Source organism: Chitinimonas violaceus (genome assembly GCF_052601015.1).
This window is the reverse complement of sequence record NZ_JBQXDJ010000045.1, coordinates 1-15,163: the sequence shown is the minus strand read 5'-3', so window position 1 is coordinate 15,163 and position 15,163 is coordinate 1. Positions and strand designations below refer to the sequence as shown.

Below are 15,163 nucleotides of genomic sequence, written 5' to 3'. Positions count from 1 at the left end.
AATAGGGATTCAGTATTGCCACCCACCAAGATCCGGGGCAAGAAAAATGCCGCCATCCGGCGGATTCGCGTGAACAAAACATCACATTTGACGACTAAGGCCACTGTTCGTGCCTGCTAAATACCAATTATTGAACAGGGCTCGAACCCCCCCCTCAACGAATGCCGCATTGAGGTGAATTCCCCCAATCACACCAAGTAACAATTCAAATTAGCATTTCCTTTATTTCATAAAGATGATCACACCAATGAAAAAAATACTGATTGCAGGCGTTGTATCCCTATCGTTGGCAGGGTGCGGCAGTACCAATACCAGATACACAAATACCCAAGACGACAGGAACTCCAATGGTGTACTGATAGGCGCAGCTGCCGTTGCTACAGCCGCTGCGGGTTATTACGCTTATAAGAAGGACAGAAAAAATAAAAAAGGAGGGGATATGGTTGTTGGAGACGGTGGCCGCTGTCTGGACATCGGCGGAGGGTTACGTGAAGGCGCTGCTTTGCAACTGTGGGACTGCCATGGCGGCGAAAATCAGCGCTTCCGTTACGAAGACGGCCAACTGAAAACAGGTGACTTTTGCCTGGACATTGCTGGCGGCAATTATGGCAATGGCACACCTGTTATCGCTTACCGTTGTACGGGCGGGCAAAATCAACAGTGGCGTTTTTCCGGGCAGCAGATTTACAGCTCGCTCAACAACCGTTGTCTGGACGTCGAGGGCAGGCAAACCGGCAATGGTGCACGTCTCGTGATGTGGGACTGTCACAATGGCAGTAATCAGCGCTTTACCCTTCGCTAATCCAAACTGCCCCAAAACTTGTTCACGATCTATCGCGTGTACCCATCAGTATGGTTGTGCAAAAAGATCGTGAACACGTTCCAAGCGCCTTCTAGTGATCCACCCCCTTGATCATATCCTCCACAACCTTCTTGGCATCGCCAAACACCATCATGGTCTTGTCCATATAGAAAAGGTCGTTATCAAGGCCTGCATAGCCTGCATTCATGGAACGCTTCACCACAATCACCGTTCTGGCCTTGTGGGCATCCAGAATGGGCATGCCATAGATAGGGCTTTGCTTGTCCTTCTGTGCAGCAGGGTTAACCACATCATTGGCGCCAATCACCAGCACGACATCGGTATTACCAAAGTCTGCGTTGATCTCCTCCATTTCCTGCACCTGTTCGTAAGGTACTTCGGCTTCTGCCAGCAGCACATTCATATGGCCCGGCATACGACCCGCCACTGGGTGGATAGCGTAGCGCACGGTGACACCCTTGGCAGTCAACGCATTGGCAAATTCCTGCAATGCATGCTGAGCACGGGATACCGCCAAACCATAACCCGGCACAATCACCACCGAATCAGCGTTACCCATCATGAAAGCGGCATCATCGGAAGAGCCGGACTTGTAAGGGCGCTGTATCGCTTCGCCACCACCCGCTGCCACCGCTTCGTCGCCCCCCATGCCACCACCGAAAATTACATTCAACAAAGAGCGGTTCATGGCTTTGCACATGATGTAGCTGAGGATAGCGCCAGAAGACCCCACCAGCGATCCAGCGATAATCAACACCGAATTACCGAGCGTGAATCCAATACCTGCCGCGGCCCAACCTGAATAGCTATTGAGCATAGATACCACCACAGGCATGTCCCCACCACCGATGGGTGCAATCAGGAAGTAACCCAGTACCACGGAGAAACACGTCATCACCCAGAATGAGGCCAATGACTCGGTAACGAAGTAGTGAATACCAAACCCGAACATGCCCAGCGCCAGGATGATTTGTACCGGTTTGACCCAGCCGCCCTTGAGCGGCTTGGCTGCCAACTTGGCACTGAGCTTGCCCCAGGCAACCACCGAAGCGGTGAAGGTGATGCCCCCGATAAAGCAGCCGATGAACAGCTCAATCCGCTGTACTGTGCTGTGATGCTGGTCAGTGTTATGTACTGCGGCTAACGCAATCAGCACTGCAGCAAGACCAACCAAGGAGTGCATCAGTGCCACAGTCTCTGGCATCTGGGTCATTGGTACAGTTTTGGCGCGATAGATACCCATCACCGCTCCCGCAATCATCGCCAAACCAATCAGGGCAAGATTGGGATTAGGTGCAATAACCAAGGTAACCAACACAGCCAGCGCCATCCCCACCATGCCGTAGCGATTACCGGCAATCGCGCCGGTTGGGCTGGACAAGCCCTTCAGGGTAAGGATGAAAAGTACCGCGGCGACGAGATAGATCCAGTCGGCATTTTGTGCAATGACATTCATCTTGGCCGCCTCATTTCTTCTTTTTCTTGAACATCTCCAGCATCCGCGAAGTCACCGCAAAACCGCCGAAGATATTCACACTGGCCAGAAACACAGCAATAGCACCCAGTACCGAGGTAAGGGTGATTTGCTGTCCACCGATATCTACAGTCTGCAACACTGCACCAACAACAATGATGGAGGAGAGCGCATTGGTCACCGCCATCAATGGCGTATGCAGCGCGGGGGTCACACTCCACACCACGTGATAACCGATAAAAATTGCGAGCACGAAGATGGTGAAGGTAGCCACAAATGGCGTTTGCACCAACTGATCGACCGGCAGATTGGCAGCAGAAGCCACCTGAGTCGCAGCTTGTGCGACGGTTTCAGTTGTACTCATGAAGGTCATCCTGAATGCTGGGTTGAATTTTTAAGAACCTGTTCAAAGATCTTTCACGAGCAGTTGTCAGCAGGGTGCAGAGCAGCGCAGAAACCGGAATGTACTTGAGTACATGAGGATTTCGAGCAGCACATAAGCCCTGATCACAGCTGCGCAGTAAAATCATGAATAGGTTCTAAGAATGGGTTCTAGGCCTGCTTGCCAAACAGTACCTGGCCACCATGCGTGACCAAGCTGGCTGCAACAATGTCGTCCTCGCGGTTCACGACATAACCCTTTTCCTTGTCCAGTATCAGTCCCGTGAAATTGAGCAGATTACGGGCATAAAGCGCCGAAGCATCCGCCGCCACAAGACCAGGCAGATTGGCGTAACCAACCAGCTTCACGCCGTTGTCGGTCGTCACCACTTCATTGAGTTTTGAAAGCGGGCAATTACCGCCATTTTCCACCGCAAGGTCGACCAATACCGCACCAGCCTTCATGCCGGCCACGGTTTCCGGCTTGATCAACACCGGAGCAGGTCGCCCAGGAATCAACGCGGTGGTAATGATGATGTCAGCGTTACGAGCATGTTTATCGACCAATGCTGCTTGCCGGGCCTTATAGTCGTCCGACATCTCACGTGCATAGCCACCCGCTGTTTCAGCCTGCTTTTTTTCCGCTTCGTTCAGCGGCACTTCCACAAACTTGCCCCCCAACGATTCAACTTGCTCTTTGGCAGCAGGTCTTACATCAAAGGCTTCCACCACTGCGCCCAATCGCTTGGCGGTGGCAATCGCCTGCAATCCCGCAACCCCCGCACCCAGTATCAATACACGTGCGGGCTTTACCGTACCGGCAGCTGTCATCATCATGGGAAAGAAACGAGGGTAGAACTCGGTTGCAAGCAATACTGCCTTGTAACCCGCGATATTGGCTTGAGACGACAATACATCCATCGCCTGCGCGCGAGTGGTGCGCGGCACCAGTTCCATCGCATAGATATCGAGCCGCTTGGCTGCATAGTCGGCAAGTAAGGCGTTGCGATGTGGATCTGTCAGGGCAACAACCGCTGCGCCCGTTTTCAACAGCCCTATCTCTTCTGCCATGGGGGCGCGTACTTTAAGGACGATATCAGCGTCCTGCACTGTTGCGGTGTAATCTGCAGCAATAGTGGCACCAGCCTCGGCAAAGGTCGTATCCGGAATTGCCGAAGTAACACCGGCGCCGCTTTGCACGATGACCGTATGACCTGACGCAATGTATTTCTTCACCGTCTCGGGCGTCGCAGCCACGCGCGTTTCCCGCACGGCCGACTCCCTGGGAATGGCTATTTTCATTCTGAACACCTCGCCTTATTTCATTTCCAAATCGAAGGTGAAGGATTGCCGCCACCTTGGATTTGGAAACGAAAACCCGCTGTCGCGGGACCGAAATACACATGCTTGGGCACTTAGAGCCTGCGCGAGCAGCTGTCAGCAGGGTGCAGAGCAGCGCAGAAACCGGAATGTACTTGGGTACATGAGGATTTCGAGCAGCACATAAGCCCTGATCACAGCTGTACAGCAAGATCTTGAGCAGGTTCTTACAACGTGGGCAACGATCTTGGTCGTACCCATCGAGTCTTGGGATTCGTTGGTAAACGATTGCTTCGCGGCGGATCGTTGAACAGGCATTTAACGACGCGTTACAAACCGGACCAACAATGTACGTGCATACATGCGGGTTTCGAACGCTCTGAGCTGTGGATCCGTACCGTGCAACCGTTTTTACAACAACTTCCTGAGTTACCAACCGACATGCAGTACCTAACAGATGAGGTACTTGAGTCCGGCAGAGCTCAGTAATTACCGCAAAAAGCGGCGAGGTGTAGATAGGTTGATAAATAACCAACCCGAGTTACTGGCTTATTAAAGCAACACAACACGATGCAATTTCAAACTAGCGTTTGAACGACTGTGCTATTCAAACATGCTTTCATTCCTAACGAAAGCAAACCAAAGGAGCCTTAATGTTTCTTACAACGCTTGTGGTCAGCGCATCCCGCACAACTTGCCCAAACCGGCCACACCCACGTTGGGACGACAATCCAGACCTGTAGTTTCGTTATCACGAGACGGGTAGATGAAAAAAGCCGTTATGGCTGTGCTGTTACTTACCGATACAGAAACGGCTGAATATTTCACCAAGCAGATCATCAGCACTGAATTCACCGGTAATGGTAGCCAGGTCATTCTGCGCAAGGCGTAACTCCTCTGCGAACAGCTCCACCTGTTGCCATATCAAAGCTGCGGTAATGAGGTGCTGAGTTGCCTTGCGGATTGCATCGAGGTGACGCTCTCGTGCCAAAAAAACACCCGCATCGCTTCCTCCCCAACCAACCATTTTCAGCAGCGTATGTTTGAGCTCATCAAGCCCCAAACCAGCCTTTGCAGATAACCGCAGTACGGCATGACCATCCTCTTCAGCATGCCCTACCGATTCACCAGTTAGATCCACCTTATTGAACACATGCACACGTGGCAACGAATCCGGTAACCGAGCCAAAATGGATAGGTCGTGTTCAGTGATTCCTTCCCGGCTATCGATCAGCAGCAATGCAAGATCGGCTTTTTCGACAGCTGCCCATGTACGTTCAATACCGATTTTCTCTACCGTATCCGTCGTTTCACGAAGGCCCGCGGTATCAATAATGTGCATGGGGACACCATCAAGCTGAATCAACTCCCGTACGGTATCGCGTGTCGTACCGGCAATGTCAGTAACAATGGCTACCTCTTCCCCAGCCAGCGCATTCATCAAGCTCGACTTACCCACATTGGGCTGGCCAATCAATACAACATGCATGCCTTCCCGTAACAAACTGCCTTGTTTGGCTGTGCGGGCAACCCTTTCAAGTTGCGCATGAATAGCCGCCAGCTTCCCCCTGGCGTCTGCAGCCTCAAGAAAATCGATGTCTTCTTCCGGGAAATCCAGCGTGGCTTCGACCAACATCCGCAGGTTGATCAATTGCTCAACCAAGGTATGGATTTCAGTCGAGAACGCCCCAGCCAACGACCGTAACGCCGACCGTGCGGCAGCTTCAGAACCAGCATCAATCAGATCTGCCACGCTTTCAGCTTGGGCCAAGTCCAATTTGTCGTTCAGAAATGCGCGGCGGGTAAATTCACCAGGCTCAGCCAAACGCGCACCAACTTCCAGACAACGCCTAAGCAACATCTGCATCACTACCGGGCCGCCATGCCCTTGCAGTTCCAACACATCTTCACCGGTGAAGGAGTGCGGGCCAGGGAAAAATAATGCGATGCCTTGGTCTATCAGCTCACCGTCAGCAGCTCGAAAATCCGCAAAATGCGCATGGCGTGGTTTGAGCGACTTACCAACCAGAACCGAAGCCAGGTCACTGAGCTTGGTACCAGATACTCTGACTACCCCAACCCCACCACGTCCTGGAGCGGTAGCAATAGCAACAATGGTGTCTCGATTCGGCGATTGGGTCATAACAGTGCCAGCAAAAATTTAAATGTTGAGGACGGCAGTAAGTTGCCGTGAATAGCCTTTATCTAAGAACCTGTTCAAATCGTCAGCGATAGGCGTTAAAAACACCCTCAGAATGCCCATTTACCACTCGTAAACGCCGCTTCCTCGGCCGATTTCGCTTTATCTCGCTATAGCTCGTGAGCCTTTGAATAGGTTCTAAGGCTTATACACCGCTTGGAAAACACTTCCGAACAAATTCCTTACATGAAAAAAGCCCGGCATCGCCGGGCCTTTCAAACACTGAATGACTTAGCCACTCAGCTGGCTTTCGCCTTGTCTTCGTTTTCGATCATACGGGTGATATACCACTGCTGCCCTATAGAGAAGATATTGTTCACTACCCAATACAGCACCAAGCCCGCAGGGAAGAAGATGAACATCACCGACATAATCAGCGGCATGATTTTCATCATCTTGTCCTGGATCGGATCTGCTGCTGGCGGGTTCAACAAGGTCTGAACATACATCGAAATTGCCATCAGAATTGGCAATACAAAGTAGGGATCGGCAACCGACAGGTCATGAATCCATAGGACCCATGGAGCTTGACGCAACTCAACAGCGGCCAAAAGCATCCAGTACAAGCCCATGAAGACTGGGATCTGTACCAATACAGGTAGACAACCCGCGATCGGATTAGCTTTTTCCTGTTTGTACATTTCCATTACGGCCTGCTGGAACTTCAAGCGATCGTCCCCGTATTGTTCCTTCATCTTTTGCATACGCGGAGCAAGCTTTTTCATCTTCGCCATTGAGCGATAAGACGCCGCCGAAAGCGGATAGAACGCGAGCTTGATCAACAAGGTGAAGATAACAATGGCCCAACCCCAATTGCCCACCAAAGCATGGATTTTATCCAACACCCAGAACATAGGCTTGGCCAGCACGGTAAAGATACCGTAGTCCTTGACCAAGTCCAAACCTGGTGCAGCAGCTTCCAATGCACGGGTCTGCTGTGGGCCAGCGTACAACGGGACATCAATCACACTTGTTGCACCGGGAGCGATCGTAGGTACTTTGACAATAGCGCCAGCCGAATACAAATCACCAACACGCTCAACGACAAAACGGCAATCGGTTGGGCCACAGGTGTTGCTCAAACCATTGGGCGACAACAACCAAGCACTGGCAAAGTAGTGCTGCAGCATGGCAATCCAGCCATCCTTGCCACTCTTCGCATACTTGGCCTCACCCTTGTCAATGTCCTTGAAAGTCACCTTCTGGAATTTGGCTTCATCGGTATACACAGCAGGGCCTGTGAATGTAGATGCACCCAAATGACCACCGCTTCCCTTCGGTTCCTTGCCATCACGCATCAAACGGAAGTAAGCCTCGACATCCAATGGTTCCTGGCGGCGGTTGGTGATTTCATGCTTCACATCAATGATATAGCTGCCGCGTTTGAATGTATAGATCTTCGCGACCTTCACACCGTCCACTTCCGGCGCTTCCAAACGCAAGCTCAGATCATTGAAACCCGGCTGCAGCGCCATCAGCGTATCTTTAGCCGTAAACAACGTGCGGTGAGTTGGCAGATTAGGCATACCCGCTTTGATCAAACCGGTTTGCGCTACATAGACATGCTCCGGACCCTCCTGAAACAGCACGAAAGGCGTCTTGGCATCTTCATGTTGGCCATGCTGGGTGAATGTCAGCTTACGCAGATCACCACCCATGGTGTCGATTTCGGCTTGCATTACATCGGTGTTAACCTTGATGCGACCACCGTTCTGCAACTTACCGGGCGCCTCTGTCACTGCGGCTGTTGTTGCAGGTGTTGCAGCAGCCGAAGTCACACTACCTCGCTGAGCCGTAGATTGAGTGGGGATAGGCACCGGTTTTGGCGCGAACCAATGCTGCCAGCCAAACAAAATGGCGAACGACAGCACAACAAAAACAACTAGACGTTTGGTATCCATGCGCGGAATTTCTCGTTGGAGATCAGGGCACAGGATCGTGCCCGTGGCCACCCCAAGGGTGGCAGCGGCAAAGCCGGCGGATTGTAAGCCATCCACCACGGCACGCACCATGACGGTTCAGCGCGTCAATCGCGTACTGGGAACAGGTCGGCATAAAACGGCAACGCGGACCAAGAACGGGGCTGATGGTGTAACGGTAAAGCTGAACCAGTGCTATCAGGAGGCGGGACATGTTGCGAAACGGGCAAACAGTTTCAACAGGGCAGCTCGTGCATGAGGCGACTCACTTTTGCGAAAGGGGCGCTTTGCCCTCACCACCAAGTCCAACCCACTCAAGGTTGCTGCCTCACGACGGAAATGCTCCCTCACCGTACGCTTGATGAAATTGCGTCCAACTGCACGGCGTTCAACTTTCTTACTTACGACCAAACCTAATCTGGCTCGGCCCAACTGGTTAGGTTGAACCCAAACTTGAAAGAAAGCATTGGCTTGGTTACGCCGCAAACTAAAAACGGATGAAAACTCATCCGTTTTTAACAGGCGTTGCTGCCTAGTGAAGCACTGCGTCAATCGTTAAACTCAGACCGACAAGCTATGGCGACCCTTGGCGCGGCGTGCTGCCAAAACGGCGCGACCACCACGGGTACGGCTGCGAACCAAAAAGCCGTGGGTACGCTTGCGACGAATCACAGAAGGTTGATAAGTACGTTTCATGGCAATGCCCCTAAGGCGTGTCTTGTGAAGAAACGCGGAATTAGACGGAAAAAACCTATATCTGTCAATGCCCTTATTTTGATTTGCCTGTGGATAAGCCTGGGGAAAGTGACTAAAATAGGCGGTCGATCAATGTGGTCGACAGTTCTCTTGAGCTGTCGACTCGTACGCACCGGCCGCGCACCTCTAAGCTCCATCACGAGGATCAGCCGCGATAAACGCCGTTCGCATAACACCGGCCGCGCCGCAAGATTCCTAAAACATGATGTCACCCGTCGAACAGTTTTGGCCGAGTTGCCTTGCTCGGTTCGCAGACGAATTGTCTGCTCAACAGTTCAACACATGGATCAAGCCGTTATCGTTCTCGGTTGAGGATGAGGCATTGGCTTTGTACGCGCCGAACCAGTTCTCGCTGCAGTTTGTCCGTGACCGTTTCCTGGGCCGTATCGAAAAATACGCCGACGAATTTTTCGGGGAATCCATGGCTATCGAGCTACGCGTCAGCGAGAAAATGCGTACTCCTCCAGCCTCGGTCAAAACAAACACCAGCAACACTGCCACCAATGGGGCCGTAACAGAATCTGAAGCCCAGCCTTCTACCAGGCCAACCCCCGCGCGCCAGATTGCGCCTGCCAACGAAACCACCCGGCTTAACCCGGCGTTTACTTTCGATACGCTGGTAACCGGTAAGGCCAACCAACTTGCCCGTGCTGCAGCGATCCAGATTGCTGAAAATCCTGGTACTGCCTACAACCCCCTGTTTGTCTACGGTGGTGTCGGTCTTGGTAAGACGCACTTGATCCAAGCTATTGGCAACTACATGCATCAGCACAACCCACAAGCAAAAATCCGCTACATACATGCGGAACGCTACGTAGCCGATGTAGTGCGTGCTTATCAACACAAAGCTTTCGACGAGTTCAAACGCTACTACCACTCGCTCGATTTGTTGTTGATCGATGACATACAGTTCTTCTCCGGGAAAAATCGTACTCAGGAAGAATTTTTCTATGCCTTCAATGCACTAATCGAAGGTCATCGCCAAGTCATCATCACCTCCGACCGCTACCCGAAGGAAATCGAAGGCATAGAAGATCGACTGATTTCCCGCTTTGGCTGGGGTTTGACTGTGGCTATTGAGCCACCAGAGCTTGAAATGCGTGTGGCGATTCTGCACAAGAAGGCTGAGTCGGATGGGTTCAAGCTTGATTCCAATGTGTCTTTCTTCATTGCCAAGCACATACGTTCAAACGTACGGGAGCTGGAAGGCGCTTTGAAGCGGGTATTGGCCTACTCACGTTTTACCGGTGAGCAAATTACCCTGGAAGTCGCCAAGGAAGCCTTGAAAGACATTCTTGCGTCGGGCAACAAGCTGATTTCCGTGGAAAACATCCAGAAGACCGTTGCCGACTTCTACAAGATCAAGATCTCGGACATGCATTCGAAGAAGCGGACCCGTGATATTGCCCGACCGCGCCAGATAGCCATGGCCTTAGCCAAAGACCTGACCCAGATGAGCCTTCCAGCCATTGGGGAAGCCTTTGGCGGGCGTGATCACACAACGGTACTTCATGCCTGTAAAACCATCAATTCGCTACGGCAGACTGATGCAACCATGAACCATGATTACAACGTACTTGCGCAGATTTTGCGCAACTAGGAAATGTGTACACAGAAACGTAGAAAATGTGGATAAGTCAGCTTTAGGTGGTGAGCAAAAAAAGGCAACACAAACTGCTCACAGTCGAAGTGCTGAGATACACACAAGAAAACTATTCGGCAAAACATTGAAGTAAAACCGGAAAAACTGTTTTCCACAGAAACTACCGGCCTTTATTTATCTATCTTCAGGAACTACTTACTTATGTTGCTGATACAAGCAGATCGCGATTCACTCCTCAAACCATTGACCATGGTTACCGGTATTGTCGAACGTCGGCATACCTTGCCTATCCTGTCCAATGTATTGATCGCCAAACAAAACGGCCAGCTTACATTTCTGGCTACCGACCTGGAAATCCAGATCACCACTGATCACGCCCACACCGAAGGCGGTGATTTCCAGCTAACGATTTCAGCCAAGAAGTTTCAGGATATCCTTCGCGCAATCCCGGATGGAGCAACCGTCAGCTTGGATCAAGACGACAGCCGTCTTACCGTCAAAGCAGGTAAAAGCCGCTTTAACTTGCAGACGTTACCTGCGCAGGATTTCCCAAAGTTGGCTATCGACACCAACGTAAAGAGCGTAATCAAGCTGCCACAAAGCCAGTTGAAGAACCTGATCAGCCGCGTGCAATACGCCATGGCACATCAGGACATCCGTTACTACCTCAACGGCTTGTTCATGGTGACCGATGGCAATGAGCTCAAGCTTATTGCCACAGATGGCCACCGTCTTGCATACGTAGGCAGCAATATCGAAACCAGTGTGGATCGCAACGAAGTTATCCTTCCGCGCAAAACTATTCTGGAACTGTACAAGCTGCTAGCGGATATCGATGACGAAGTGACCATCGAGATTGCACAGAATCAGGTTAAGTTCTCTTTCGGGAACATCGTCATTCACTCAAAAGTCGTCGATGGCAAATTCCCGGATTACAATCGGGTAGTACCAAGTGGTAACGACAAGCTTGTTCCACTGAATCGCCAACAGTTGCTGGCTTCTCTACAACGGGCTGCGATTCTGTCGAACGAGAAGTTCCGTGGTGTACGCTTAGTGCTTAGCGACGGAACGCTAAAAATTATCTGTAACAACAGCGAGCAGGAAGAAGCGACCGAAGAGTTGGAAATCGCCTACCAAGGCGATCCACTTGATGTTGGCTTCAACATTGGTTATCTACTTGATGTACTAACCAATTTGGATCATGAAGCGTTGGTATTTGCTTTTGGTGACCATGCAACCAGCAGTACGTTGGTAACGGTGCCAGAAGAACCAAACTTCAAATACGTTGTGATGCCAATGCGCATTTAAGCGCAGAGGCAACAAAACGGAGCCGGCCACGCAATGGCCGGCTTTAGCATTTTTATCAGTACAGGGAAAGATTGGGTTCAACTGCTTGATTGAACACAATAAATGCCCGATTAGCACCAGGTGGATAAGTGATGAGTGACCAGGAATACGGCGCAGACAGTATCAAGATGTTGAAGGGCCTGGAGGCTGTACGTAAGCGTCCCGGCATGTACATTGGCGATACGCAAGACGGCACTGGTCTGCATCACATGGTGTTTGAAGTGCTGGATAATGCTATCGATGAAGCATTGGCTGGCCACTGTAACGACATCAAAGTCATCATCCACCCCGATAACTCCATTTCAGTGGAAGACAACGGTCGTGGCATCCCCACCGCAGTCAAGGAAGAAGACGAATTCAAGCGTTCTGCTGCTGAAATCGTCATGACTGAACTGCATGCCGGCGGTAAATTCGACCAGAACAGCTACAAGGTTTCTGGCGGCCTACACGGTGTGGGTGTTTCGGTAGTCAATGCGCTTTCAGATTGGCTGCGTCTGACCATTCGCCGGGATGGAAAAGTCCACAGCATGGAATTCCGCCGTGGTGACCGAGTAGAGCCGTTGAAGGTAGTTGGCAACACTGAACATCGTGGTACGGAAGTCCACTTTCTCGCATCAACTGAAACCTTTGGCCTAGTCGAGTTTCACTTCGATATCCTCGCCAAACGGATTCGTGAACTCAGCTTCCTGAATAATGGGGTCTCGATTGTTCTGATCGACCGCCGTACCGGTAAGGAAGAGAACTTCAGCTACTCCGGTGGTGTGAAGGGTTTTGTCGAGTACATGAATCGCAATAAAACACCACTGCACGCCAAGATCTTCCATACATTGGGTGAGAAAGACGGCATGAGCGTGGAAGTAGCAATGCAATGGAACGACTCCTACCAGGAATCGGTGCAGTGCTTCACCAACAATATTCCCCAGCGTGATGGTGGCAGCCACCTGACTGCTTTACGCCAAGTGATGACGCGTACGTTGAATGGCTATATCGAAAAGAGTGAACTCGCCAAGAAAGCCAAGATTGAAACGGCTGGCGACGATATGCGTGAAGGTTTGACATGTGTACTCAGCGTTAAACTGCCCGACCCAAAATTCAGCAGCCAAACCAAAGACAAACTGGTCTCAAGTGAGATCGGCCCCATCGTTAACGAAGTCATCAGCGAAGCACTGAACGACTTTCTGCAAGAAAACCCTGCTGAAGCCAAAATTATCGCTGGCAAGATTGTTGAAGCCGCCCGAGCCCGTGATGCTGCACGCCGTGCCCGCGAACTCACTCGCCGTAAAGGTGTAATGGATGGTTTAGGCTTACCGGGCAAACTGGCAGACTGCCAGGAAAAAGACCCAGCACTTTGTGAAATCTACATTGTGGAGGGTGACTCGGCTGGAGGGTCTGCCAAACAAGGACGCGATCGTAAGTTTCAAGCGATTCTTCCACTGCGCGGTAAAGTGCTGAATGTGGAACGTGCACGCTTTGATAAGCTGATTTCCAGCGAACAGATAGCTACGCTGATTACTGCACTGGGCTGTGGCATTGGCCAAGATGATTTTGATATCGCCAAACTGCGTTACCACCGCATCATCATCATGACTGACGCGGACGTGGATGGCGCGCACATCCGTACTCTGCTGCTTACCTTCTTGTATCGGCAACTGCCTGAGCTGGTGGAACGTGGTTACGTCTACATTGCTCAGCCTCCGCTCTACAAGGTGAAGCACGGTAAAAATGAGCAATACCAAAAAGACGACCAGGAACTGAACCAGTACCTACTCAGGCTTGCCTTGAACGGTGCACAACTGCTGCCACGTGAGGGCGCACCTGCCATCGAAGGCGAAGCACTGGATGCGATTGCCCGCCAGTTCCTTCTAGCCCAAGCTGTTATCGAACGTGAAAAACGCCTGCTCGACCCAACGGTGCTGTATGCCTTGCTTAAGGCACCCGCACTAGATATGAGCAGCGAAGCCAGGGCACAACAATCTGCCCAATCGTTAATGGCTGCCATGGCAGATCCAGCCTTCCTGTTGGAGCCCCACCACGACGACAAGAACGATGCCTGGATTCTACGACTGCAAAAAACTGTGCATGGCAACGTCGCCATCCAGTACCTGGATCACGATTTCCTGCATTCGGGCGATTACCAGCAATTGCGCCGTACAGCAGACTTACTCAACGGCCTGTTAGGTGAGGACGCAGTGGTACGCCGTGGTGAAAACCACAAGAAAGTTACTGAGTTTGGCGATGCGCTGGAATGGTTGCTTAACGAAGTACGCCGCAACATGACCGTGCAGCGCTACAAAGGCTTGGGCGAAATGAATCCGAGCCAGCTGTGGGAAACAACCATGGACCCGACTGTGCGCCGCCTGATGAAAGTACAGATCGAAGACGCCATGGCTGCGGACGATATCTTCACCACCCTGATGGGCGACAACGTTGAACCACGCAGGGCATTTATCGAACAAAACGCGCTGATTGCACGAAATATTGATGTGTAGTTTTGTTGGGCGACACGAAAAGTGAAGTTCATGCCCAAGAAGTAAAAAATACTGCTGAAAATAGTGAAAAGGCTCGGGTTATCCGGGCCTTTTGTTTGGGGTATCAGTGGTGTAGCTGATGTTCTAAAACGGCCACACAGACAAGGTTTCGATTGGTCTTCGACAAAAGTGAGCATTGATAGATTTTCCACGGACATCCACCACCCAACCCAAAGCGCACAGACCATTGCTTGGCAAACTCACAGAAGAACACATCGATGAGGTATTTCACCACTATTACAATAACTTAGCGCACGTTAACTTCCGGCTTTAGCAACTAGGTTAGTGCCCTAGGGGGAGCCAGCTTCATGAAAACAATCGAAGATCTTCGTGCGCAAGTGATCAATGCTATACAGCTTACTGGGCAGTGTTCGCACCAACGCCGATCACCATCATCCGAGTCGGTTCCCTCACTTTTGGTAGCCAAGCGTGACATCTATAAGTTCCTAGTAGAAGACCCAGAGGTTGCAGAAGCCCATCAGCTTCTAAGCATGGTGCAGGAGTGCCTCCTCAACTATTCAGGTGCTCGTCGTAGCCTTGAAACTGCGCTCAAGCTTTCCGGAAAAGAAGACCGCAAAGCTCTCAAGCGCCTAGTTCTGCTTCACGAGCACGAAAACGAGTGGGGAAAAACTTTCTCTTTCTCCGAGAGAACTAGATAACCTGGGCATATTCCTTGACTATGTGCTCTTAGAACCTGTTCAAAGTCTCCGCAGAAGAAGAGTCAGAAAGGCAAACTGAATGAATTGCAAGCTGGTGTCGAGCTTGCGTTCACAGTTCTTCCACAATCGACGGCACTTCTCCAACCACGCAAA

The 15,163-nt window shown here is 51.3% G+C and carries 13 protein-coding genes and 1 pseudogene; 5 read left to right on the top strand and 9 right to left on the bottom strand.

Annotated features, from left to right (window positions below; translation table 11 throughout):
* Positions 1-247: 247 nt before the first annotated feature.
* Positions 248-802 carry an RICIN domain-containing protein gene (locus tag ACUHMQ_RS14520; RefSeq protein WP_445296180.1) on the top strand — a complete coding sequence of 185 codons (555 nt, stop codon included), beginning with the start codon at positions 248-250 and terminating at the stop codon, positions 800-802.
* Between the two features lie 91 nt (positions 803-893).
* Here ACUHMQ_RS14520 and ACUHMQ_RS14515 read toward each other — a convergent pair whose 3' ends face one another.
* The 8 genes from ACUHMQ_RS14515 to rpmH form a co-directional block, all read right to left on the bottom strand.
* A complete protein-coding gene (locus tag ACUHMQ_RS14515; RefSeq protein ID WP_445296179.1) occupies positions 894-2,279 on the bottom strand; it encodes an NAD(P)(+) transhydrogenase (Re/Si-specific) subunit beta in 1,386 nt (461 codons plus the stop codon).
* A gap of 10 nt (positions 2,280-2,289) precedes the next feature.
* Positions 2,290-2,661 (bottom strand): proton-translocating transhydrogenase family protein, encoded by a 372-nt coding sequence (locus ACUHMQ_RS14510; RefSeq protein ID WP_445296178.1) that lies wholly within the window; start codon positions 2,659-2,661, stop codon positions 2,290-2,292.
* A gap of 188 nt (positions 2,662-2,849) precedes the next feature.
* On the bottom strand, positions 2,850-3,980 hold the full coding sequence (locus ACUHMQ_RS14505) for a Re/Si-specific NAD(P)(+) transhydrogenase subunit alpha (RefSeq protein ID WP_445296177.1): 1,131 nt from the start codon (positions 3,978-3,980) through the stop codon (positions 2,850-2,852).
* Positions 3,981-4,791: 811 nt separating this feature from the next.
* Positions 4,792-6,141 (bottom strand): tRNA uridine-5-carboxymethylaminomethyl(34) synthesis GTPase MnmE, encoded by a 1,350-nt coding sequence (mnmE, locus tag ACUHMQ_RS14500; RefSeq protein ID WP_445296176.1) that lies wholly within the window; start codon positions 6,139-6,141, stop codon positions 4,792-4,794.
* Positions 6,142-6,437: 296 nt separating this feature from the next.
* Positions 6,438-8,099 (bottom strand): membrane protein insertase YidC, encoded by a 1,662-nt coding sequence (gene yidC, locus ACUHMQ_RS14495; protein ID WP_445296175.1) that lies wholly within the window; start codon positions 8,097-8,099, stop codon positions 6,438-6,440.
* A 22-nt stretch (positions 8,100-8,121) separates the two neighbouring features.
* A complete protein-coding gene (yidD, locus tag ACUHMQ_RS14490) occupies positions 8,122-8,331 on the bottom strand; it encodes a membrane protein insertion efficiency factor YidD (RefSeq protein WP_445296174.1) in 210 nt (69 codons plus the stop codon).
* Positions 8,316-8,603, bottom strand: a complete 288-nt coding sequence (gene rnpA / locus ACUHMQ_RS14485) for a ribonuclease P protein component (protein ID WP_445296173.1) — start codon at positions 8,601-8,603, stop codon at positions 8,316-8,318. The genes yidD and rnpA overlap by 16 nt, the downstream gene beginning before the upstream one ends.
* Positions 8,604-8,678: 75 nt before the next feature.
* A complete protein-coding gene (rpmH, locus tag ACUHMQ_RS14480) occupies positions 8,679-8,813 on the bottom strand; it encodes a 50S ribosomal protein L34 (protein WP_072426848.1) in 135 nt (44 codons plus the stop codon).
* 265 nt (positions 8,814-9,078) lie between these two features.
* Here rpmH and dnaA point away from each other — a divergent pair, with 265 nt between their 5' ends.
* From dnaA to ACUHMQ_RS14460, 4 genes are all read left to right on the top strand, one after another.
* Positions 9,079-10,473 carry a chromosomal replication initiator protein DnaA gene (gene dnaA, locus ACUHMQ_RS14475; protein ID WP_445296199.1) on the top strand — a complete coding sequence of 465 codons (1,395 nt, stop codon included), beginning with the start codon at positions 9,079-9,081 and terminating at the stop codon, positions 10,471-10,473.
* A 204-nt stretch (positions 10,474-10,677) separates the two neighbouring features.
* A complete protein-coding gene (dnaN, locus tag ACUHMQ_RS14470; protein ID WP_445296172.1) occupies positions 10,678-11,784 on the top strand; it encodes a DNA polymerase III subunit beta in 1,107 nt (368 codons plus the stop codon).
* A 131-nt stretch (positions 11,785-11,915) separates the two neighbouring features.
* Positions 11,916-14,312, top strand: a complete 2,397-nt coding sequence (gene gyrB, locus ACUHMQ_RS14465) for a DNA topoisomerase (ATP-hydrolyzing) subunit B (RefSeq protein ID WP_445296171.1) — start codon at positions 11,916-11,918, stop codon at positions 14,310-14,312.
* Positions 14,313-14,659: 347 nt separating this feature from the next.
* Positions 14,660-15,010, top strand: coding sequence for a hypothetical protein (locus ACUHMQ_RS14460; RefSeq protein ID WP_445296170.1), 351 nt, complete (start codon positions 14,660-14,662; stop codon positions 15,008-15,010).
* A gap of 39 nt (positions 15,011-15,049) precedes the next feature.
* Here the strand turns inward: ACUHMQ_RS14460 and ACUHMQ_RS14455 are convergent.
* A pseudogene (locus tag ACUHMQ_RS14455) lies at positions 15,050-15,163 on the bottom strand (IS5/IS1182 family transposase); the annotation flags it as partial.

Excerpts from the sequence above, each read along its gene's own strand:
- ACUHMQ_RS14520 (WP_445296180.1), top strand. The coding sequence starts at position 248 with ATGAAAAAAATACTGATTGCAGGCGTTGTATCCCTATCGTTGGCAGGG.
- ACUHMQ_RS14515 (WP_445296179.1), bottom strand. The coding sequence starts at position 2,279 with ATGAATGTCATTGCACAAAATGCCGACTGGATCTATCTCGTCGCCGCG.
- ACUHMQ_RS14510 (WP_445296178.1), bottom strand. The coding sequence starts at position 2,661 with ATGAGTACAACTGAAACCGTCGCACAAGCTGCGACTCAGGTGGCTTCT.
- ACUHMQ_RS14505 (WP_445296177.1), bottom strand. The coding sequence starts at position 3,980 with ATGAAAATAGCCATTCCCAGGGAGTCGGCCGTGCGGGAAACGCGCGTG.
- mnmE (WP_445296176.1), bottom strand. The coding sequence starts at position 6,141 with ATGACCCAATCGCCGAATCGAGACACCATTGTTGCTATTGCTACCGCT.
- yidC (WP_445296175.1), bottom strand. The coding sequence starts at position 8,099 with ATGGATACCAAACGTCTAGTTGTTTTTGTTGTGCTGTCGTTCGCCATT.
- yidD (WP_445296174.1), bottom strand. The coding sequence starts at position 8,331 with ATGTCCCGCCTCCTGATAGCACTGGTTCAGCTTTACCGTTACACCATC.
- rpmH (WP_072426848.1), bottom strand. The coding sequence starts at position 8,813 with ATGAAACGTACTTATCAACCTTCTGTGATTCGTCGCAAGCGTACCCAC.
- dnaA (WP_445296199.1), top strand. The coding sequence starts at position 9,079 with ATGTCACCCGTCGAACAGTTTTGGCCGAGTTGCCTTGCTCGGTTCGCA.
- dnaN (WP_445296172.1), top strand. The coding sequence starts at position 10,678 with ATGTTGCTGATACAAGCAGATCGCGATTCACTCCTCAAACCATTGACC.
- gyrB (WP_445296171.1), top strand. The coding sequence starts at position 11,916 with ATGAGTGACCAGGAATACGGCGCAGACAGTATCAAGATGTTGAAGGGC.
- ACUHMQ_RS14460 (WP_445296170.1), top strand. The coding sequence starts at position 14,660 with ATGAAAACAATCGAAGATCTTCGTGCGCAAGTGATCAATGCTATACAG.